At 69.2% G+C, this 19,921-nt stretch carries 22 protein-coding genes; 10 read left to right on the forward strand and 12 right to left on the reverse strand.

The features are described from left to right. The 7 genes from ABN273_RS40050 to ABN273_RS40080 form a co-directional block, all read right to left on the reverse strand. Positions 1–670 (reverse strand): hypothetical protein (locus ABN273_RS40050; protein WP_349454532.1); only part of this gene is annotated, 670 nt, incomplete at its 3' end. Positions 671–693: 23 nt separating this feature from the next. Continuing rightward, entirely contained in the window at positions 694–1,017 is a 324-nt protein-coding gene (locus tag ABN273_RS40055; protein ID WP_349454533.1) for a helix-turn-helix domain-containing protein, read from the reverse strand. Next, complete coding sequence (locus ABN273_RS40060; RefSeq protein WP_349454534.1) at positions 1,014–2,090, reverse strand: tyrosine-type recombinase/integrase; 1,077 nt, start codon at positions 2,088–2,090, stop codon at positions 1,014–1,016. Before ABN273_RS40060 ends, ABN273_RS40055 begins: the two co-directional genes overlap by 4 nt. A 484-nt stretch (positions 2,091–2,574) precedes the next feature. After that, entirely contained in the window at positions 2,575–2,814 is a 240-nt protein-coding gene (locus ABN273_RS40065) for a helix-turn-helix domain-containing protein (RefSeq protein ID WP_349454536.1), read from the reverse strand. A 213-nt stretch (positions 2,815–3,027) separates the two neighbouring features. Next, on the reverse strand, positions 3,028–3,381 hold the full coding sequence (locus ABN273_RS40070; RefSeq protein WP_349454537.1) for a cupin domain-containing protein: 354 nt from the start codon (positions 3,379–3,381) through the stop codon (positions 3,028–3,030). Between the two features lie 143 nt (positions 3,382–3,524). Further along, positions 3,525–4,004 (reverse strand): hypothetical protein, encoded by a 480-nt coding sequence (locus ABN273_RS40075; protein ID WP_349454539.1) that lies wholly within the window; start codon positions 4,002–4,004, stop codon positions 3,525–3,527. Positions 4,005–4,178: 174 nt separating this feature from the next. Continuing rightward, positions 4,179–4,361: a hypothetical protein gene (locus ABN273_RS40080; RefSeq protein ID WP_349454540.1), complete on the reverse strand. Its 183-nt coding sequence runs from the start codon at positions 4,359–4,361 to the stop codon at positions 4,179–4,181. A gap of 521 nt (positions 4,362–4,882) precedes the next feature. Between ABN273_RS40080 and ABN273_RS40085 the strand changes: the two genes are divergently transcribed. Continuing rightward, positions 4,883–5,464, forward strand: a complete 582-nt coding sequence (locus ABN273_RS40085; protein WP_349454541.1) for a helix-turn-helix transcriptional regulator — start codon at positions 4,883–4,885, stop codon at positions 5,462–5,464. 109 nt (positions 5,465–5,573) lie between these two features. Here ABN273_RS40085 and ABN273_RS40090 read toward each other — a convergent pair whose 3' ends face one another. Continuing rightward, positions 5,574–5,993, reverse strand: coding sequence for an SRPBCC family protein (locus tag ABN273_RS40090; protein ID WP_349454542.1), 420 nt, complete (start codon positions 5,991–5,993; stop codon positions 5,574–5,576). Positions 5,994–6,193: 200 nt separating this feature from the next. On the opposite strand from ABN273_RS40090, the gene ABN273_RS40095 reads away from it, so the two are divergent. The 8 genes from ABN273_RS40095 to ABN273_RS40130 all read left to right on the forward strand — a co-directional run bounded on the left by ABN273_RS40095 (position 6,194) and on the right by ABN273_RS40130 (position 11,377). Further along, on the forward strand, positions 6,194–6,805 hold the full coding sequence (locus ABN273_RS40095) for a CGNR zinc finger domain-containing protein (protein ID WP_349454543.1): 612 nt from the start codon (positions 6,194–6,196) through the stop codon (positions 6,803–6,805). Between the two features lie 276 nt (positions 6,806–7,081). Next, complete coding sequence (locus ABN273_RS40100) at positions 7,082–7,426, forward strand: VOC family protein (protein WP_349454544.1); 345 nt, start codon at positions 7,082–7,084, stop codon at positions 7,424–7,426. Between the two features lie 160 nt (positions 7,427–7,586). Continuing rightward, positions 7,587–7,736 carry a hypothetical protein gene (locus ABN273_RS40105; protein ID WP_349454545.1) on the forward strand — a complete coding sequence of 50 codons (150 nt, stop codon included), beginning with the start codon at positions 7,587–7,589 and terminating at the stop codon, positions 7,734–7,736. 52 nt (positions 7,737–7,788) lie between these two features. Beyond that, positions 7,789–8,295, forward strand: coding sequence for a pyridoxamine 5'-phosphate oxidase family protein (locus ABN273_RS40110; RefSeq protein WP_349454546.1), 507 nt, complete (start codon positions 7,789–7,791; stop codon positions 8,293–8,295). A gap of 122 nt (positions 8,296–8,417) precedes the next feature. Continuing rightward, complete coding sequence (locus ABN273_RS40115) at positions 8,418–8,825, forward strand: YciI family protein (RefSeq protein WP_349454680.1); 408 nt, start codon at positions 8,418–8,420, stop codon at positions 8,823–8,825. After that, positions 8,822–9,967, forward strand: a complete 1,146-nt coding sequence (locus ABN273_RS40120; protein WP_349454547.1) for an RNA polymerase sigma factor — start codon at positions 8,822–8,824, stop codon at positions 9,965–9,967. Before ABN273_RS40115 ends, ABN273_RS40120 begins: the two co-directional genes overlap by 4 nt. Before the next feature lie 323 nt (positions 9,968–10,290). Next, positions 10,291–10,908: a hypothetical protein gene (locus ABN273_RS40125; RefSeq protein WP_349454548.1), complete on the forward strand. Its 618-nt coding sequence runs from the start codon at positions 10,291–10,293 to the stop codon at positions 10,906–10,908. Positions 10,909–11,032: 124 nt separating this feature from the next. Then, positions 11,033–11,377: an RNA polymerase-binding protein RbpA gene (locus ABN273_RS40130; RefSeq protein WP_349454549.1), complete on the forward strand. Its 345-nt coding sequence runs from the start codon at positions 11,033–11,035 to the stop codon at positions 11,375–11,377. A 495-nt stretch (positions 11,378–11,872) separates the two neighbouring features. On the opposite strand, the gene ABN273_RS40135 is transcribed toward ABN273_RS40130, so the two are convergent. The 4 genes from ABN273_RS40135 to ABN273_RS40150 all read right to left on the reverse strand — a co-directional run bounded on the left by ABN273_RS40135 (position 11,873) and on the right by ABN273_RS40150 (position 18,170). After that, positions 11,873–12,349, reverse strand: coding sequence for an FxsA family protein (locus ABN273_RS40135; protein WP_349454551.1), 477 nt, complete (start codon positions 12,347–12,349; stop codon positions 11,873–11,875). An 84-nt stretch (positions 12,350–12,433) separates the two neighbouring features. Beyond that, a complete protein-coding gene (locus ABN273_RS40140; RefSeq protein ID WP_349454552.1) occupies positions 12,434–13,183 on the reverse strand; it encodes a polyprenol monophosphomannose synthase in 750 nt (249 codons plus the stop codon). Further along, a complete protein-coding gene (lnt, locus tag ABN273_RS40145) occupies positions 13,183–14,721 on the reverse strand; it encodes an apolipoprotein N-acyltransferase (RefSeq protein ID WP_349454553.1) in 1,539 nt (512 codons plus the stop codon). Before lnt ends, ABN273_RS40140 begins: the two co-directional genes overlap by 1 nt. A gap of 1,121 nt (positions 14,722–15,842) precedes the next feature. Beyond that, positions 15,843–18,170, reverse strand: coding sequence for a HelD family protein (locus ABN273_RS40150; RefSeq protein WP_502911200.1), 2,328 nt, complete (start codon positions 18,168–18,170; stop codon positions 15,843–15,845). Positions 18,171–18,361: 191 nt separating this feature from the next. On the opposite strand from ABN273_RS40150, the gene ABN273_RS40155 reads away from it, so the two are divergent. Then, complete coding sequence (locus tag ABN273_RS40155) at positions 18,362–19,558, forward strand: ROK family transcriptional regulator (RefSeq protein ID WP_349454556.1); 1,197 nt, start codon at positions 18,362–18,364, stop codon at positions 19,556–19,558. Positions 19,559–19,921 lie beyond the last annotated feature (363 nt).

Raw genomic sequence — 19,921 nt, forward strand, 5'->3', positions numbered from 1 at the left:
CTCCATCAACGGCCCCAGCTACCGGCTCAAGAACCGGCTCAGGAACATCGAAAAAACCACTGAGGTCGCCTGAGCTGGTGCACATATCTCCGTACTTCATGGAGCACTCAAAGGAGTACGCGGACACCGCCGCCCAATCGTCGAGGAATGGCCGGATGCATCCGAAGTAGACATAGATGCTGGATGCGGACCGGGGCCGTGACCTGGTGTCGCCGTTGAGGAGGACCAGCAGCCACTGCCGGACGGGATTGATGAAGCCGGGTGCGAGATGGCTTGTGACGCGGTCGATCCAGGATCTGATCGCTGGAGCGGAGTCGTCGTGGAGCAGGTCCAGATCGGTGAGTACTTCGATGAGGCGAGGCCGCGACACCCAGCGCTGCGGCCGGGCTCGGACCTCGCTAAGCGGGACGCGCTCACCTGCAGGGAGGCTGGTCAGCACCGTGACGAGCCCATCCAGCACGCATCTGGTGGTCGAGGGGTTCCAGCCACCGACTTGGCCGAGTTCCTGAGCGTGACGTGCCGCTGCCCGCAGCACCGGATCGTCTGCCGTCAGCGCCGAGTGCCGCCAGCGAGGCGGGACCGGCTGGCCGTCCTTGCGCCGACGCTCTGATGCTCGCGCCGAGCATGCGTTGCTGCAGTAGACCTGGTCGCGGCGCCGCTTCTCGGGCAACGGGGTGCCGCAGTGTGCGCAGTTCATCGAGGCGGTAGCGACCGCCCGCCCCCAGTGCGCGGGGCGACCGGCCGATCTTGGCCGACCGCCGTGTTCTGGTCATCGTCGTGGTGCCGCGGCTGGGCGACAGCCTCGGGTTCGGGGATCAGCAGTTCGTCGACGCCGCAGCCCAGCACGGTGCAGATGACGTCGAGCTCGTCGAGCTTGACCACGTTGGGGCTTCCCGACCACAGTCCCGACATCTTGCCAGCACTGATGACCAGGCCACGTTCGGCGAGCATCCGCTGGAACTCGCTGGCCTTCCAGATGCCGCGGTTCGCGGCCGCCAGGCGCAGGTTCCATTTCATCGGGTGAGTCCTTTCCATCGGTCGGCGACGCGGCGCTGTCCGGTGACCCAAGCGTCTTCGACATGGGTGGCATGGACGTGGATGTATCTGGCCGTGGTGCCGGTCCAGGCGTGGCCGAGCAGCTCTTGGATCGCGAACAGGTTCATCCCGGCCAGGTAGAGCTGGGAGGCGCAAAAGTGCCGCAGCACATGCGGCGTTAGCCGCCCCGACCAGGTCGGCAGATACCGGTCGACAGCATCAATCAAGGAGCGGCGAAACACGTCCGCCGTGGCGCGGGTGCATGTGCCCTCAGCGTTCTTCCGCTCGGAGGGGAACAAGGGCGTGCGGTGACTGGACAGGTCGAGCTCAAAGAGCCCGAGGACGTCTTCGATGAACCAGCGCAGGCTGCGATCGGCGCCGTTGATTAGGGGCACCAGCCGTGGCTTGGGCCCTTTGCGGCGAGACCCCTTCCCATGGCGGACGTTCAGCTTGCCGAACCGGCCCAGCTCCCAGCGCACGTCATCCAGGTCGAGCATCCGGGCCTCGTTGATCCGTAACCCGACGTCGGCGACCAGCCGGGCCACGGCGTAGTTGCGGGCCGCCGGGGCGAACTTGCGGCAGCTCAGCAGCTCTTCGCGCCACCCGGCGAACAGTTGCTCGATCTCCTCGACGGTCGGTGGGACCCGCAGCTGCGGATCCACGGACAACCGCGGCCGGTTGACCTCATCGAGAGGGCACTCGACGACGCGGCCAGTGAGGTTGTGCAGCTCAACCCTGTGCCGAAGCTCCAAAAACCGGAAGAACACCGTCAGAGCAGCCGCTCGCCCGGTGCGAGTGGAGGGCTTGGCGTCTCGCAACACCTTGCCGAAGTAGACGTCGCCGTCTTCGGGTTGCATCTCCCACAGCAGCCGGCCGAACCAGTCCCGGATCAGCTCCAGATGATTGGCGTCGTTGCGGATGGTGCTGTCGGTCAGCCCTGCCGACGCGCGAGCCAGCACGAACCCCGCCAGCACGTCGGTCTCGAAGGCGGCAAGATCTTCTTCGCTGCCAGCGGCTCGATACTCGCGTAGATCTCGTACGACTCCCAGCGCCAACCCGCGCCTCCCGACTTCACCAGCGCCGCCATCTCATCACTTCTGTGACAGAAGCTTCACGGAGAGTGAAGCTACTTCAGGGCGTGCTGATCGATCTGGCAAACGGGAGAAGACGCAGTTCGCAGGCAGTGAGCGTGCAGGGTGAGGAGGATTCGGCGCCCTCAACTCAAGAACTGTTGCTTACCCATAGAGGTCGCCCTCATCGCCAGCCACGACGATGGACAAAGTCGCAAGGTCGGTCCGATCGTCGGACTGAGTTCGAAGCCCTCCGAGTAGAAGACACCGATCCGGTCCTCGAACTCCTTGAGTAGGTTCAATTCCGGAATGGGTGAGTACGCCTCACTCCTGTGACCTCCTTGCCAGGCGGAAACGCCGGAATTGTTGCATGGGCTGCCGAGTTTGAGTTTGTGCGTTACCTTCCGGATCGTCGTGGTTCTGGCGAAGGTGCAGCCGCGTCTGACAGCTTGCCGACGTCGTAGGGTGATTAATGCGCGGGCACAGCACCCTCGGCTCTGCCGGTTGGGCTGACGGCGGCTCGTTCGAGAACGCGGTAGACCGTGGCGCGGCCGACCGAGAACACTTCCATCAGCTCGGCGATGGTGTAGTCGCCGGTGGCATGCATGCGGACCAGTTCGGCCTGCTGCCGGGCGGTCAGCTTGGGCGCTCGGCCTTTGAGTCGACCGCGTGAGCGGGCAATCGCCATGCCCTCGCGGGTGATGAACATGTCATTCAGGATGGGGACGGGCAGGCGTTGAAAGACCCCGACAGGGCGAAGCTGTCGGGGTCTTGGTGTGGAGACTGACGGCCTGATGTGCATCATGCCCGTCAGGGTTCGGTTTTTTCATCGGCCTTGGGGGGCGCGTCTAGAAGACGTTCTTAAACCTGGAATGGCCTTGAGGGGTGAGCTGGATCAGACCGGGTCTTGGGGCGCGTTGCGTCAGTTCCCGTACTGCTTGGTGTCCGGGTGCTCGATGAGCAGGACATGAGCGGTCTTGTCGGCAACGGGACGGTGCCTCATTCCCCTGGGAACGACAAACAGTTCGCCCGCCTTCAGCACCACCGGGTCTTGCCCCTCCAATTGGATCTCAAAGCTGCCGTCCCAGCACAAGAACAACTCGTCCTCATCGTGGTAATGCCAGGGGAACTCGCCCTCCAATCGAGCCAGGCGAACGACGGTGGTGTCGTTCACCATCGCCAGATTGTGCTGTTGGAAGGGCCCTGGGAGCGCGGCGATGGCCTCAGGCACCGAGACCGCAGCAAGATGACGCGAATCTTCGTGTTGTGTGGTCATGCCACGATCCTTGTCCTCATAGTGGCCTGGCGACAGAGCCAATACATGACAATTGGTCCCCTTCATGGACCAATTACTTGGGCATCATGCTCATGTGATCCGAAGCGGGGATATTGGACGATCCTCTTCGGGGCGGCACGGCGTCACTCTGTGGCGATGACTTCATTGACGGCAGCTCGGGTGGCCGATTCGTCGACGATGGTCTTGTCAGCGATGAAGGTCGCCAGTAGAGCCTGGATGGCCAGGTTGTTGATCGCGCAGGGGTAGCCGCGGCCGGCGGTGTGGATCAGCGCGGCCGCGTCGTCGGTGAACAGGGGGTCGGTCCGGCCGGCCAGGGCGAGGTGGTGACGTAGGTAGTCGATGGTCTCTTGGCGACTCCAGCTGGTCGTGGCCCAGCAGATGGGCCTCGTCCAGGATGAGGACGGGGGTGCGGCCGCGTTCAGCGAGCTCGACGAAGCACCTCTACACCACGACCTGCAACTGACCTCGGCCTTCGCCGCCGACGTCGCGACAGCCGGAAATCCTCGCCCGGGTTTCCGGCCGTCGTCACTCCGGCCTCCGGGCGCTTGCGGTCGCGCGGGCAAGCCCCGCGAAACACATCTGCCGGTCCGCAGCTCGCCCACAGGGGACCTTCCGGAGGTGTCCTGCCGCTGGTCCGTCGGATGAAGGCCCAGAGCTCACAGTCCAGGGCTGTCCGCCGCTCATCGAGCCACGGTCTGCCTGCCGTCGGACGAGTGGCTATGAAGACGGGACGTCCCCCCGTCCTGCCGGACAGGGGGACAATGGACCGCCGCGCCTCACACCGGGCGCTTGCCAACCGATTCGCCGTCGACCAGCACCATGGTCCCTTGCGGCGGTGATGGTTGTTGCGGCTTGCGGATCACGGTATCCGCATGCGCTGGAGTGATGCCCAGCGCCAGCACGGCGGCCAGGCCGGCGGCCGAAGCGGCGGCACGGCGAGTCCAGGTACGGGTCTTCATACGACTCTCCCAGTCGGCCGATGATCATGACAGCACTGTCACCAGCATCAGTGCTACATCCCCGCCCGTCCACCCCAGAATGGCCGAGTGGCCACATGCGGACAGGCCCTCGCACCCGCAGACGTTCACGACGGCTCCGGGCTCGCGTCGGTCTCGGGCCAAGAGATCAAGACCGGTATCCGATGTGGCGCAACGGTGCTCCGGCGTGGTGATGCGCGCCCACCACCAGCGGATCCTTGAGACCCCGGAATGCGCAGGGGCTTCTGCTGTCGCGCATGTTGATCATTCTGCCGGGGTGGGCGTCACCCAGTCGATCGCGATCGTGCGGCGGACGCCGGCGTCCAGCTGGGCCTGGCTCTTGTGCTGGCCGTTGATGTAGGCGGTGCGCCGATGCCCGGCCAGGACGGTGAGCTGGACTCCGTCGCCTGGGCAGATGAGGGTGTGCAGAGCGTCCAGTTCCCAGCCGTGGAGGCCTTCGGCCTGAGCTGCGTTGCGATCGGGTCAACACCCTGCGGACCTACATGGTGCCGGTTCCCCGCGACGACGCCGGTCCCCGTGTCGACCCGTCGATCCTGACCATCCTGACCGCGCTCTGCCGCGACCGGGAACGACTCCGGTTCGACGACCACGACCATGCCGGTGCGACCACTGTGCGCACCGGCGAGCCGTACCGGCTGGTCAACTGGGGTCGCCGCTGGTACCTGCTGGCCTGGGACGTCGAGCGGGGCGACTGGCGTACCTTCCGCGTCGACCGGATACGACCCCGCACCCCGACCGGCCCTCGCTTCACACCGCGCGACCTGCCCGGCGACGACGTCGCCGGGCAGGTGTCACGGCGGGTGTCCGCCGCCGCCTGGCGCTACCGGGCGCAGGTCACCGTGCACGCGCCGGCCGACGTCGTCGCCGATCGGATCAGCCCGGCGGTCGGAACAGTCGAACGCGTCGACGAACGCACCTGTGTCCTGCACACCGGCGCGGACACGGTCGAGACCCTCGGCGTCTACCTGGGCCTGCTCGGCGAGGACTGCGACGTCACCGGGCCGCCGGAACTCCGCACGCACCTGCGCCGTCTCGCCGACCGGTACACACTCGCGACCAGCTGATCTTCAGCAGGTGATCCGACGTGGTCTGCGCCCGCTGCCCGCATCACCACAACACCGTCGGCCTCATGCCGGTGGCGAGACACGATCCCGTCGCCACGCAGGCACGCGCCTAACGGAGGTGCTCGCTGGAGGACTCCACCGTCTGCTTGAAGATGCTCAAGCCATGGTCCATTGCGGCGCCCATCGGGATGACGAGGTCGTCCGGTTGCACGTCGTGAATCCATACGAACCGGCTGCGGCCGTCTCCGTGGGAGACGACTTGCATCGACGCGTTGTCGTGTGTCGGCTGCATGGTGTCACCGATGACAGAGTAAACAAGCCGACGCGTCTCCTCGTCGAGCGCGATGAGCCGCTCACGCGCCACGGTTCCGTCGGCGAACGCGACGACCCTGACGTCCGCCTCGGCCAGCCGGCTGTCGGTTACCAAGCCCGGCGCCATCTGAACGGGCCCGTTGGCGAAGTCGCCGATGATCGCCCACACGTCGGCGGGGTCAGCATCGATAGTGATCTCTTTCTGCACGGTGGCCATGTCTTGTCTCTCCTGTAGTGGTGGGAAACCGACGTTGCGCGTCCGGGAGCGTGTGTATGCGGCGACGACGCAGAACTGGGTTGCCCTCGCCCACCAAGCCGATGCCGACGCCCAACAGCGAGCCTCTCTGATCTAACCGGCATAGCCGTTACGCCGGTTATGTAACCTACCATCGCCGATAGTTGGTTAGGCTGTGCCGCATGGCGAATGAGCGTGCTGCCGAGCCTGTGCCGGACAACCTCGCGGCCGGGACGGCGCCGATGCCGCTGCGGGTGATCGAGGAGTTCATCAACACTCGCCGCCGGGACGGCGACGAGATCGAAACTCCACAACAGCTCGCAGAGTGGTTGCACGCCCGCGACCTGATACCTGGCGACGCGGTCGTGAACACCGAGCAGCGCGACCGTGCGGAACGGATACGCGAGGGACTGCGCGCGCTGATCGCCGAGAACAACGCCGAGCCGGTCTCGAGCCCGCGCCCGGACGGCCTCAACCCCGCTGCCCGCGCCGAACTCGCCGAACTCGCTCGCGACTTCCCGCTGATGCTCGACGTGACTACTTTTCCGCCCCGGCTGGTGGCCCGCTCCCGGGTGCCGGCGGATGCCGCGCTGGCCAGACTGCTGGCCGTCGTCGCCGAGGCCGTGGCGGCCGGCACGTGGACCCGGCTCAAGGCCTGCCGGGAGCCGAGCTGCCGGTGGGCCTACTACGACCACTCCCGCAATCGGCGCCGGACCTGGTGCTCAATGGACATTTGCGGGAACCGTGCCAAAGCCCGCGCCTCTCACCATCGCAAGTCCACCGCGCGCCCTTGATCGCGGACCGGCCTCACGCGAGGATCAGCGTAGGCGCGGTGGCATTCCGGCGGCTGTCACACGCACGCCGGCGCGAGCGGCGCCGTGCTGGCCCACACGATGTCTGATGCCATCGTCGATGTCCGCGGCCGCCGGACTCTCCGCCGACGGCCAGCGGCACGCCTACGCCCGCGACGGGCCCTCCTGGTCAAGTCGCCCGGGATGGCCTGACCGGCCGCCGATGAGTTCGGGGGGCGGGAGTGGTCTTACTCGAAACGACTGGAAGGAGCGGCTCCGGTGGACTTGCACAGTGTCGTGTGCGTGCGTGACCTGGCGACATCGCAGAAGTGGTTCGAGGTGTTCTTCGGGCGGCCGGCGGACGAGATCATCGGCGAGGAGCTTCTGTGGCAGGTTGGTGAGAACGCGTGGGTCGTCATCGACGACCGGCAGGTGCGGGCCGCGCGGGTGGGCGGCACCATGATCACGTTCGGCGTGACCGACCTCGACGACATCCTGGCCCGGCTGGCCGCGCACGGCATCGAGCACGAGCCCGTGGAGACCTACGGCAACGGGGTGCGCCACGTGGAAGTCCTCGACCCGGACGGCAACAGCCTGTCGCTCGCGGAGGCACCCGCCCAGTAGCCGGTCTGCCTGTGCCGCGGTCGCCCGTACCGCGGCGCTCGATCCAGGCCTGCGGCTGTCGGCCGGGAAATCGCCGCTTCCGGGTGTCGAGAATGTGGCGCCGGCTCCGTCCCAGGGACACCAGCGGCCACGACGGGCCGCGCGACGAAGGAGAGCCACCATGATCGTACGCATGGACCAGGTGGGCTTCGCCGTCGAAGACATCGACGCCGTCGTCGCCGGCCTGCGAGCCCGCGGCGCGGAACTCGTGGCCGGCCTGCGACCAACCAGAGCCATGAGTCTCCTTCCCGCCATCAGTCACCACCGTTGAGCGCGCAAGCCGATGGGCCCGCTGGGCGGACCAGGAAAACGACATGAGAGGGATGACCGTGGAACCGAACGAGATCATCGAGGTTCTGAACCGACCGATCAGCCAGGAACTGCTGGCCCGCGACCTGACCCGCCTGGCCTACGTCGCCAAGGACGGCACACCCCGCAATGTCCCGATCGGGTTCACCTGGAACGGGTCGGAGATCGTCATGTGCACCACGAAGAACGCCCCGAAGCTCCCGGCCCTGCGCGAGAACCCGATGGTTGCCCTCACGATCGACACCGAGGTGCACCCGCCCAAGATCTTGCTCATCCGCGGCCGAGCCGAACTGGACTTCGTCGATGGCATCCCGGACGAGTATCTCAAGGCGACCAGCACCTACGAGATGACGCCCGAGCAACGGGTCGAGTGGGAGGCGGAGGTGCGTTCGCTCTACTACGACGGCATGGTCCGGATCGTCGTGACCCCGACGTGGGCGAAACTGATCGACTTCGAGACCACTCTGCCGAGCGCGGTCGAGGAACTCGTCCGGCAGCGGGAGGAGCGTCAGCGCGCCTGAGCACCGCGCGGCCGCCCGCGCTGAGGTGAATCGCCCACGCCTCAGACCCCATCCAGCTGTGGCGCCTTCGTCCCCGGAGTGAACACGGCCACAATGGGCCGTACCGCATCAAGGAGAACATGATGGCCAAGTACCTACTGCTCAAGCACTACCGTGGCGCGCCGGCAGCGGTCAACGACGTGCCGATGGACCAGTGGACGCCGGAGGAGGTTTCGGCCCACATCCAGTACATGGATGACTTCGCCGCTCGGCTCGAGGCCACCGGCGAGTTCGTCGACGCTCAGGCGCTCTCCCCGGAGGGCACGTTCGTCCGCTACGACGGCGAGGGGCGGCCGCCGGTCACCGACGGCCCGTTCGCGGAGACCAAGGACCTGATCGCCGGCTGGATGGTGATCGACGTCGAGACCTACGAGCGGGCGCTGGAGCTGGCCGGCGAGCTGTCCGCGGCTCCGGGTGCGGGCGGGAAGCCGAGCCACGAGTGGCTCGAGGTACGCCCGTTCCTGGCCGCGCCGCCCACGGTGACCGAGTGAACGAGTCGCTGCTGCGGGAGCTGGTGCCCGCGGTGATCGGTGCCCTCGTCCGTCGCGGAGCCGACTTCGCGGCGGCCGAGGACGCCGTGCAGGACGCCCTGGTCGAGGCCGTGCGCGTGTGGCCGGACGACGCGCCGCGGGACCCCAAGGGCTGGCTGGTCACCGTGGCCTGGCGTAAGTTCCTCGACGCCGCCCGCGCCGACACCTCCCGACGGCACCGCGAGGTACGCGTCGAGGGCGAGCCCGTGCCCGGCCCGGCCGAGGCGGCGGACGACACGCTCCAGCTGTACTTCCTGTGCGCGCACCCGTCCTTGACACCGGCTTCGGCCGTCGCGCTCACGCTGCGCGCGGTCGGCGGCCTGACCACGCGTCAGATCGCGCAGGCCTACCTGGTGCCGGAGGCGACCATGGCCCAGCGCATCAGCCGGGCCAAGCGAACCGTCTCATCCGTCCGGTTCAACCAGCCCGGTGACGTCGCCACGGTGCTGCGCGTGCTCTACCTCGTCTTCAACGAGGGCTACTCCGGCGACGTCGACCTCGCCGCCGAGGCGATCCGGCTCACTCGCCAGCTGGCGGCCAGGACCAAGCATGAGGAGGTGGCGGGCCTGCTCGCGCTCATGCTGCTCCACCACGCACGGCGCCCGGCACGGACCGCCCCCGACGGCAGGCTCGTGCCTCTCGCCGAGCAGGACCGCAGCCTGTGGGACACCCGCCTGATCGCCGAGGGCGTCGACGTGCTCCAGGCAGCCCTCGCCCGCGACCGGCTGGGGGAGTTCCAGGCCCAGGCCGCCATCGCCGCGCTCCACGCCGACGCCCGCACGGCCGAGGAGACCGACTGGGTGCAGATCGTCGAGTGGTACGACGAACTGGTGCGCCTCACCGACAACCCGGTGGCCCGCCTCAACCGGGCCGTCGCGGTCGGCGAGGCCGACGGCCCGCGGGCCGGCCTGGCCGCCCTGGCGCAGCTCGACCCCTCCCTGCCCCGCCACACCGCCGCCGCGGCGTACCTGCACGAGCGTGACGGTGACCTGGTGACCGCAGCACGGCTCTACGCCGAAGCCGCCCGATCAGCGCCCAACCTCCCCGAACGCGACCACCTCACGCGACAGGCCGCACGGCTCAACACGCAGCTGCGCAGTTGAGCGGCGGGCGGCGCCGTCGAGGTCTTCGGCACGCAGCGGCCGGGGATGCCGCGGCGCCACTACCCGATCGCGTGCGCCGCGGGGCTGTCGGACGGTCGCTCGGTCACCACGCACCCGGCTCGCGCCGAGCAGTTGCGACGCGAGCTCGTCCGGGTCGCGTGGAGCCGACCGGCTTTACCTGGATCACGGCGACGTCGCCAGCTGCGCCAGCAGGCCCGGCCAGCGCTCGCCGCTCCGAAGAGAGAGCACCGCTCTTGACATCAACGCCGCCTCACGAGAGCATTGCTCTCGCAACAGAGCGTTGCCCTCTTAAAGGAGCATCGATGGCCCCCAGACTCACCTCCGCAGCCTTCGCCGCCGGCGGGATCCTCTTCCTCGTCTATCCCGCGATCCGCCCCTCCGGCGACGACGCCGCGGCCATGGCCGCCACCGCGTGGGTCGCCGGGCACGCCGCCGCCATGCTCGGGTTCGTGCTGCTCGGCCTGGCCGTGCTCGGCCTGCACCAGGTGCTCGGCGACCGCCTCTCCCTGCGCGCCGCGGCGGTGACCTGGGTGGGCGCGGGCCTGACCCTGCCGTACTACGGCGCCGAGGACTTCGGCCTGAACGTGATCGCCCGGCGCTCGCTCCGTGACCAGGCGCCGGCGCTGATGGAGCTGGCCCAGGAGTTCAGGTACGGGCCCGTCGCGGTCACCATGTTCGCCGCCGGGCTGGTGCTGCTCGCCGCCGGCACGGTCATGGCCGCGATCTCCGTCTGGCGGTCCGGCACGCTGCCCAAGTGGAGCGGGATGGCGCTGGCGTTGGGGTTCGTGCTGTTCATCCCGCAGTTCTTCGGCCCGTACCCGCTGCGCATCGCGCACGGCGCCCTGATCATGTTTGGCGGGCTCTGGCTGGCCGCGGCCCTGGTGAGGGCCGGAACGCGGGGCCAATCGGCGAAGGTCTGAAGAACCGACGCCCCAAGCGCGATTGGATCACCCCGCGGGTGGGAATCCCATCACGGTACCAAGCGTTAGACACCGTGGGAGACAGACCCCCCACGCAAGGGGGCCCTGTAGGAGGCATTTAGACATGGGCGAGCGCGCGCTTCGTGGCACCCGGCTCGGGGCAACCAGCTACGAGAACGACCGTAACACGGATCTGGCCCCGCGCCAGGAGGTGTCCTACACCTGTCCTAAGGGCCATCGCTTCGAGGTTCCGCTTGCAGCCGAGGCTGAGATCCCAGCGACCTGGGAGTGCCGCATGTGCGGCGCGACCGCGGTACGCGTGGACGGCGAGCAGCCGGAGTCCAAGAAGGTCAAGGCCCCGCGGACACACTGGGACATGCTCCTGGAGCGGCGGTCCATCGAAGATCTGGAGGAGGTGCTCAACGAGCGGCTCGCGGTGCTGCGGGCGCAGCGTCGTAAGAGCGCCTGACCTTCTCTCACGGTGAAACCCCCGGGCTTGCCGCCCGGGGGTTCTTCATGCCCGCATGCTCACGACACCAGGGCCTGGGGAGCCGACTCCTTCAGCGCTATCTAGCGTGATGCGCCTACGCCCGGGAGGAATCGCTTCCCGGACCTTGGGTGTGGTGCGCGCGGACCTCAGTCCGGGCGTTTTGGTTTCGACGCACTCCTTCGTGATCGACAGGGGTGTCCACCACAGGAGGCGGCGAAGGAGGACGGGAGCCAGAATTGCCCGCCCCGCAGGTACTGGCGGGCATGGCCGGAGAACTCCTTGCTCCTTCCACGCGTCGATCGCCCCTCGGGACCGCTCCACTTCGCCAGCGGGGCACCGTCCTTGTCCCCGCACGTCGAGCCGGTGCGCGAGGTCCAGGTAGATGTCCGGGTCGGGGCGGGCCTCGCCTCCGCGTGCGGCATGCGTCCTCCCGCGAGTCGTCCGGTCCCGGACGCATGCCCCGCGTTCAAGGAGTCAGTCGCGATCCTCGCGGATGACCTCGCCGTGCACCACCCGTCCGCCGCGCGGCGCTGCGGCGTCCTGGACGGGCGGGAAGAGATGCGAGTACGGGGAGCTCGCGGCCAGCTTCTTGACCCGGCGGTCGAAGAACCAGACGCCCAGGCGGCGCATCAGGGGCCGGGTGAACGGCAGCACGCACAGGAACCCGAACACGTCGGTGAAGAACCCCGGCGTCAGCAGCAGCGCGCCGCCCACCAGGACCAGGCCGGCGTCGGCCAGCTCACGGTCGGGCATCCGGCCGGAGCGCAGCGCCTCCTGCAGCGCTTGCCAGGCCCTGCGCCCCTCACGGCGCACCAGCCACGCGCCGAGCAGGCTGTCGGCGATGAGCAGGGCCACGGTCGCGGGGCCGCCGATGACCGAGCCGACCTGGATGAGCAGCCAGATCTCCAGGACGGGGACGACCAGGAAGGCCAGGAAGAGCAGGAGCCGCATCGTTTCCTCGATTCCGCACACGCGCGCTACAGCAGGAACAACGCCCGGCGGGCGGAAAGCGTTCCGCCCCGCCTGAGACCTCGCTCAGCTACGGCCACCGCCGCGCAGCCGCTTGGGCAGGCCGGTGACGCCCCACATGCCGATGCGCCACAACGCCTCCGACATGACCTTGCCGCTCATCTTGCTCTTACCGACCGTGCGCTCCACGAACGTGATCGGCACCTCCACCACCCGCAGCCCGTGCTTGGAGGTGCGCAGCGTCAGGTCGACCTGGAAGCAGTAGCCCTGCGACTCGACGCCCGACAGGCCCACCTTCTCCAGGGTGGCGGCGCGGTAGGCGCGGAACCCGGCGGTCGCGTCGCGTACGGGCAGGCCGAGCATGACCCGGGTGTAGAGGTTGGCGCTCTTGGACAGCAGCTCACGCCGGTGGGGCCAGTTGACCACCTTGCCGCCGGGCACGTAACGCGAGCCGATCGCCAGGTCGGCGCCGTCGGCCAGCGCCTCCAGCAGCTTGGGCAGCTCCTCGGGCTGGTGCGAGCCGTCGGCGTCCATCTCGACCAGGACGTCGTAGCCCTCCCTCAGCCCCCAGCGGAACCCCGCGATGTAGGCGGCGCCGAGGCCCTGCTTGGCCTCCCTGTGCAGGACGTGCACATGATCGTCGGCGGCGGCCAGCCCGTCGGCGACCTCGCCGGTGCCGTCGGGGCTGTTGTCGTCGGCCACGAGCACGTGGGCGTCCGGCACCGCGGCCCGGACCCGCTCGACGATCATGGGCAGATTGTCGCGCTCGTTGTAGGTGGGCACGACGACGAGCACCCGGCCGAGAGTCTCCATCATCAGTCGTTCCTCATCCGATCGCCTCGCCGCCTGCCACGCCACGCGGCGACTCCTGCCGCCGCCGCTCCCATCACCATCAATGCCCACTCAGGAGCCGCGCCCACTCTCGTGGCGATCGTTTCCTGGGTGCGTACGGGCACCTTGACCACGTTCATGTCCGCGACCAGTTCGCGGGTCCGCCAGGAGACCTTACCGTCAGGTCTGATGTAGGCGGAGATCCCCGTGGTGGCGGCGGCCACCACGGCCCTGTTGTGCTCGACGGCGCGCAGCTTGTACATGGCCAGCTGCTGCGGCGGCAGGTTGGACAGGGCGTAGGTGGCGTTGTTGGCCTGCATCACCAGAGGGGTGCCGCCGGCGCGTACGGTGCCGCGCACCGTCTCGTCGTAGGCGACCTCGTAGCAGTTGACCGCGCCGATCGTGACCGGCCCCATCTTCAGGTCGCCCGGCTTGTCCCCCGCGACCGACTGCCTGCCGACCAGGTTCGCCCGCTGCCACAGGGCCAGCACGATGTCCTTGAACGGCGTGTACTCCCCGAACGGGACCAGGTGCTGCTTGTCGTAGTAGGCGCCGGGCCCGTTCTTCGGTTCCCACACGAGGCTGCGGGTGGCGCGGTTCTCCTCGCCGATCGCGACCACGGCGCCGATCAGCGTGGGCACGCCGACGTCCTGGACGGAGTCCTGGATGATCTGGCGGGCGTACGGATCGCGGTAGGGGTCGATGTCGGTGGAGTTCTCGGGGAGGGCGACCAGGTCGGGCTTGGGGAGCTTTCCCTCGCGTACGGCCTGGGCCAGGCGTTTCGTCTCGTTGGCATGATTTCTCAGGACAACGGCGGGTTCGTCACCCAGGAAACCCATGCCCCTTCCCGGGACGTTGCCCTGGACGATGCCGATGTTGACGGTGCGTCCCTCATCGCCGGGTCTGGGGATCGCCAGGGTCAGCACCGGCACGGCCAGCGCCAGCGCCACGGGCACGGCCCTGCGCCACTCTGCCCTGGACCTTGGGCCGGCTTCGGGCCTGGCCTCGGCTTCGGGTCTGACCAGGGCGGCGTGGGCCAGCAGGGCGCCGCACAGGGCGACGGCGAACGACACCAGCGGCGCGCCGCCCAGCGCGGCGTACTCGGTGAACAGCGACTCGCTCTGGGTGAAGGCCACCCGCGCCCAGGGGAACCCGCCGATGGGCACCAGGCCGCGCGCCCACTCCATGGCCACCCACAGCCCGCCGAACCACAACGGCCAGGCCCGCAGCCTGAACACCAGCGCGGCCAGCGCGGCCATGGCGGCGTAGAACACGCTCTCCGTGCCGACTAGCATGACCCAGACGTCGTCGCCGATGGCCCGTACCCAGGCGAGGGTGGGCAACAGGAACACCACGGCCGTCAGATAACCGAGCCAGGCGACCCTCCTGGGCCTGGCGCCGTAGAGGGACGCGACGATCAGGGCGATGCCGAGTGGGGCGCACAGCCACCAGTCGAGCGGGGGGAAGGCGGTGTAGAGCGCCAACCCACCGGCCACGCCGGCTGCCACGCGTGCGAGCAGCACCCACCGCCCCTCACTGCGCCCGCCCCGCGCGGACGCGGTGGTCGGCGCGGACGCGGCCGTTGACGCGGATGTCGGCACAGAGGCGGACGTTGGCGCGGACGTGGCCTCGGGCGCAAGCGCCGATGCGGCGCCGGACGGTGGCTCGGGCTCCGAAATCACGACGCCCACAGCCCCCTCAGCCCCGTCCACGGCGCGCCCGCCCTGCTCGCCCACGGGCGCGGCATCGGACGCGGCGGATGCGGATGCGGCGGATGCGGATGTGGCCTCGGGCGCGAGGACGGCATCCGTCGCGGGCACAGCGTCAGCCGCGGCTGCTGCGGAGGATGCGGGTGCGGGTGCTGGTGCGGCGTCAGTGAGCGGCGCGACATCGGACGTGACAACCGCGGGCGTGACGTCGGACGTGACAGACGCGGGCGTGGCGTCAGCAGGGAGCGCCGCCTCAGGCGTGGACGGTCCCTTGCCACCGGTCGAAGGCGGGCCGTCGGGGAGCGCTCCGTCCGGAGGCGCCTGCGGCGCAGCGGCGGCGGGCGGAGGTGGCGCGTCGGCATGCGGCGAGTCGCGCCCGGGAATGGGCGGTAGGTTCGTTCTTTCCTGAACCACTCCGGGGTCTCCTCCGCCGAATCGCATGCCTGCTTGCGAAAACGCTACCGCCCCGCGGGCGCGCTCAGGCCAGCACGGCACGAGAAGATCGAAAGAATCGGCGTTTCATGGAAACGCGGCAGGGTGATCCCGCGGCCGACGGGACCACCCGGCGCACATGTCGGTCCTGCGCACGAGAGCGGGAAGAGGGCCCGGAAACCCTTCGGACCGGACCCGTCTCGTCGGCGGCGAGCTCGGAATTCCGTTGTCTACTGGGCTCCCGGACCCGTCCCGGGTCCAACCCCCCGCCCGGTTGGGGTGCCCCGACTCGACGGACCGACGGCCCTGCACCTGGCTGTGTGGACGAAGCCACGCTCCGTCACGGACGCAGGATCCGGCGATGTCAGAGACGGCCAACCGGCCAAGTCCCGTGCTGGACTGCGCAGCAAACTACCGACTCCACCTCAGATGTCAACCGTGTCCCGATCAGCAGAAACATCAAGTTTTCGCAGGTAGGACATGGCACGGAAGCCGATCAAAGCTCATTTGCGTGCTGGTGAGCGGCTTGGCAGGCCGCTCAGGGCCTGCGACAGGGGCTGCCCGTGCACCACTCCGAGCCGTTGCGTGGCACGGGTGAGAGCAACATACAGGTCGCTCGGCCCTCGTGGCGACTGGGCGGCGATGCGGTCGGGTTCGGCCACGATCACCGAGTCGAACTCCAGCCCCTTCGCGTCGGCCACCGCCAGCACGGCCACCGGCGCGTCGAGAGCCGCCGCCGCCCCGGTCCGCCCCGAGCCCGAGGAGTTGCCCGAGCCGGGCGTCACCACCACGGCGCCTTCCACCGTGGCGGCCACCTCGGCGCCCAGCGACTCCAGCAGCGCGTCCGGCACCACCACGGCGACCTTGCCGCCCTCCCCCACCTCCGCCTTGGCCAGCTCCGGCAGCGCCGGCAGCGGCGCCGACCACGGCTCCACGCCCGCTTCACGCACAGAGGTCGGAGCCTGCAGCAAGGGGTCGATGGTGGCCAGGACGCGGGCGGCCACCGCCATCAGCTCCACCGGCGTGCGGTAGTTGACGGTGAGCCGCTCCTGGCGCCACCGCCCGGCCACGTACGGGTCGAGGACCTGCTCCCACGACCGCGCCCCGGCGGCCGACCCGGTCTGCGCGATGTCCCCGACGATGGTCATCGACCGCGTCGGGCACCGCCGCATGACCGCCCGCCACGCCATCGGCGACAGCTCCTGCGCCTCGTCCACGATCACGTGCCCGTAGGCCCATGTCCGGTCGGCCGCGGCGCGTTCGGCGGTGGTGAGGTAGGGGCCCGCGTCACGCTGGCGCTCGGCCAGGCGCTCGGCCTCCATGATGTCGGACAACCCGGTCAGCTCCAGGACCTCGCGGGCGTAAGCGAGTTCGGCCTCGCGCTCGTGCTCCTCGGCCTGCCTGGCGGCGGCCAGCTCCTCCTCGGCCTGCATCGCGGTGGCGCGCAGCACCTGCTCGTCGATGTCGCCGAGCAGATCGGCGGCCTCGTCCAGCAGCGGCACGTCCGACTCGGTCCACTCCCCGCCGTCGCGCCGCAGCAGCGCGCGCTCCTCCGGGCTCAGCGCCGAGGCCGCGTACCCGAGCCGTTCCGGGGAGCCGTACAGGCCGAGCAGGAGCCGCTGCGGCGTCAGGTACGGCCACAGCCGGTTGAGCGCGGACTTGACCGCCGGCTCGGTACGCAGCTCCTCGCGCAGGTCGGCCAGCTCCTCCTCGTCGATGAGCCCCTTGCCGATCTTGCGGGCCTGCTGCCTGGCCAGGGCGTTCAGCAGCGAGCGCACGAACACGGCCCGCGCCTGGTTGTGCGGGCGGCGGGAACGCGTGGCCTTGTTCCTGGCGGCGTCGAGCATGGACCGGTCGATGGTGAGCGTGATGCGCCCGATGGTGAGCTCGACCGGTTTGCGCGGCACCCGCTGCCGGTCGCGCACGGCCTTCGCGATCACCTCGGCCATGCGTATGTCGCCCTTGATCGCGGCCACCTCGGGCCGTTCCCTGGCGGTGGCGGTCACGCCCGGATAGAGCTCCCCGACGGTGGACAGCAGCACGTCGGTCTCGCCCAGCGAGGGCAGGACCTGCTCGATGTAGCGCAGGAAGGTCAGGTTGGGCCCGAGGATGAGCACGCCGCGGCGCTCGAGGCGTTCGCGGTGGGTGTAGAGCAGGTACGCGGCGCGGTGCAGGGCCACGACGGTCTTGCCGGTGCCGGGGCCGCCCTGCACGACCAGCACGCCGTTCAGGTCGCTGCGGATGACGCGGTCCTGCTCGGCCTGGATGGTGGCGACGATGTCGCGCATGCGGCCCGTGCGCCGCTCGTCGAGCGCGGCCAGCAGCGCGGCCTCGCCGTTGAGCGTGGCGCGGTCGTCGTCGGTCAGCGAGTCGAGGTCGAGCAGGTCGTCGTCGACGCCGACCACGGTGCGACCCTTGGTCTGCAGGTGGCGGCGCCTGGTCACGCCCATCGGGGCGGCCGGTGTGGCGCGGTAGAACGGCTGCGCGACCGGCGCCCGCCAGTCGATGAGCAGCCGCAGCTGCTCGTCGTCGGTCATGCCGATCTTGCCGATGTACAGCCGGCCCTCGTCAACGTGATCAAGACGACCGAAAACCAGGCCGCGCTCGACCGCCCACAGCCGCGCGAGCCTGGAGGCGTACATGTCGGCGAACGTGTCGCGTTCTGACCTGTTCTGCATCGTGCCGACGGCCCCCGCGGCCAGCACCTCTTTGAGCTGCCGCTGGGTACGCTCGCGCAGCTCGTCGAGGCGGTCGTAGAGTCGGGTGACGTAAGCCTGCTCCCTGGCGAGCTCTGTTTGACGAGTTGCCGCCTGACCATTATTGTGGTTAATGGGACACTCCGGGCCATTCTGCTTGTTGTTACGACAAACGACGACATTAGCATGCCTGTTGAGGCACTCCCATCGCTTTCCTCTTCATCCCCTCCTGTTACGTCTTGGTGTCACCCCTTGACCGTTACAAGCCGACTCCTTATGTTCCGAGTTAGGAAACTTTCCTAACTCGCGAGCAAGGAGATCCGACGGTGAGCGGTCCGGTCCCGGGGACACCTAGTCTGCTACGCGCCATCAATGATCGCGCCGCCCTGCAGGCCCTCCTCGAACGCGGCCCGCTGACCCGCCCCGAGATCGGCACCCTCACCGGACTGTCCAAGCCGACAGCATCTCAACTGCTCTCCCGGCTGCAGGAGGCGGGGCTGGTGGTGCTCGACGGCATCAGGGAGGGCCTGCCCGGGCGCACGGCCGAGGTCTACCGCATCAACCCGGCGGCGGCGTACGTGGCCGCGCTCGACGTCACGCCGGACCGGATCGAGGCCAAGGTGGCCGACATCACCGGCGCGATCGTCGGCGAGCACACGCTGCCGACCCCGCGCCGGCCCCACGGTGAGCTCGTGGACCGCCTCGACGCCGCCCTGCGGGGCGCGAACCCGCCGGACAAGCTGCGCAGGGTCGTGATCGGCGTGCAGGCCGCGATCGACCCGTCCACCGGCAGGCTCGGGTACGCCGCCGCCAAGGACGTGCCCGGCTGGCAGATCCCCGACCTGGTGCCCACCCTCAGCGCGGGCCTGGGCGTGCCGGTGGACGTGGAGAACAACGTCAACCTCGTCGCGCAGGCCGAGCAGGCGCACGGCGCCGCCCAGGACCATCAGGACTTCGTGCTGCTCTGGGCCGACGAGGGCATCGGCGCGGCCATCGTGCTGGGCGGGCGCATGCACAGGGGCGCCACGGGCGGCGCGGGCGAGGTGGGCTACATGCCGACCCCGGGCGCGCCCACGGCCTGCGAGGCGGGCCGCTACGCCAACCACGGCTACCAGGCGCTCACCGGCGGCCCGGCCGTGCTGAAGCTGCTGCGCTCGTACGGCGTGCGCGGCGCCGACTTCCGGCACGCCGTCGCCAACGCGGTCAAGGCGGCCGGGGGCAAGGGGCAGAAGGCCGACGACGCCAGGGCCGGGCTGCGCGACATCGCCGCCCGCCTGGCCGTGGGCCTGGCCGCCGTCACCTCCGTGGTCGATCCCGGGCTGATCGTGCTGACCGGCGGCATCGTGCTGTCGGGCGGCGAGCCCCTGCGCGAGCTGGTCGAGCACGAGCTGCACGCGCTCACCATCCCGCAACCCCGAGTCCGCCTGTCGAGCGTGGAAGGCAACCCGGTCCTGGCCGGCGCCCTGCACCTCGCCCTCGGCACCGTACGCGACGAGGTCTTCAGCTCAACTGTTCCGACATGATCCACGGCAGGAGGCACCCCCGTGCGCTTCGTCCCTCTGGCGGTCGCCGCGGCTCTCGCTCTAACCGCGTGCACTCCACAGCGTGCAGTGGAACCTCACCATGGCCGCCACGCCGCCGGTGACCGCACCGGGTGATCACCGTGTTCTTCTTCGCCCAGCGAGTGTTCATCGAGGGCGTGACTTTGACGGGAGTGAAGGGTTCGGAGCTGTTGGTGTTTGAGTGTGCATGAAGGTGCATGATGTGACTCTGGTCACGTCATCGCCGGAGTGTGGACTCGATGGCATGTGGCGCGCAGCGGTTGCTCCTCCTCTCGCGTGGCGCTGTCGCGCCGGTGAACGCTCTGCACGGATTCCGCCTCAGCC

Source organism: Nonomuraea sp. B19D2 (genome assembly GCF_040137845.1).
GTDB lineage: Bacteria > Actinomycetota > Actinomycetes > Streptosporangiales > Streptosporangiaceae > Nonomuraea.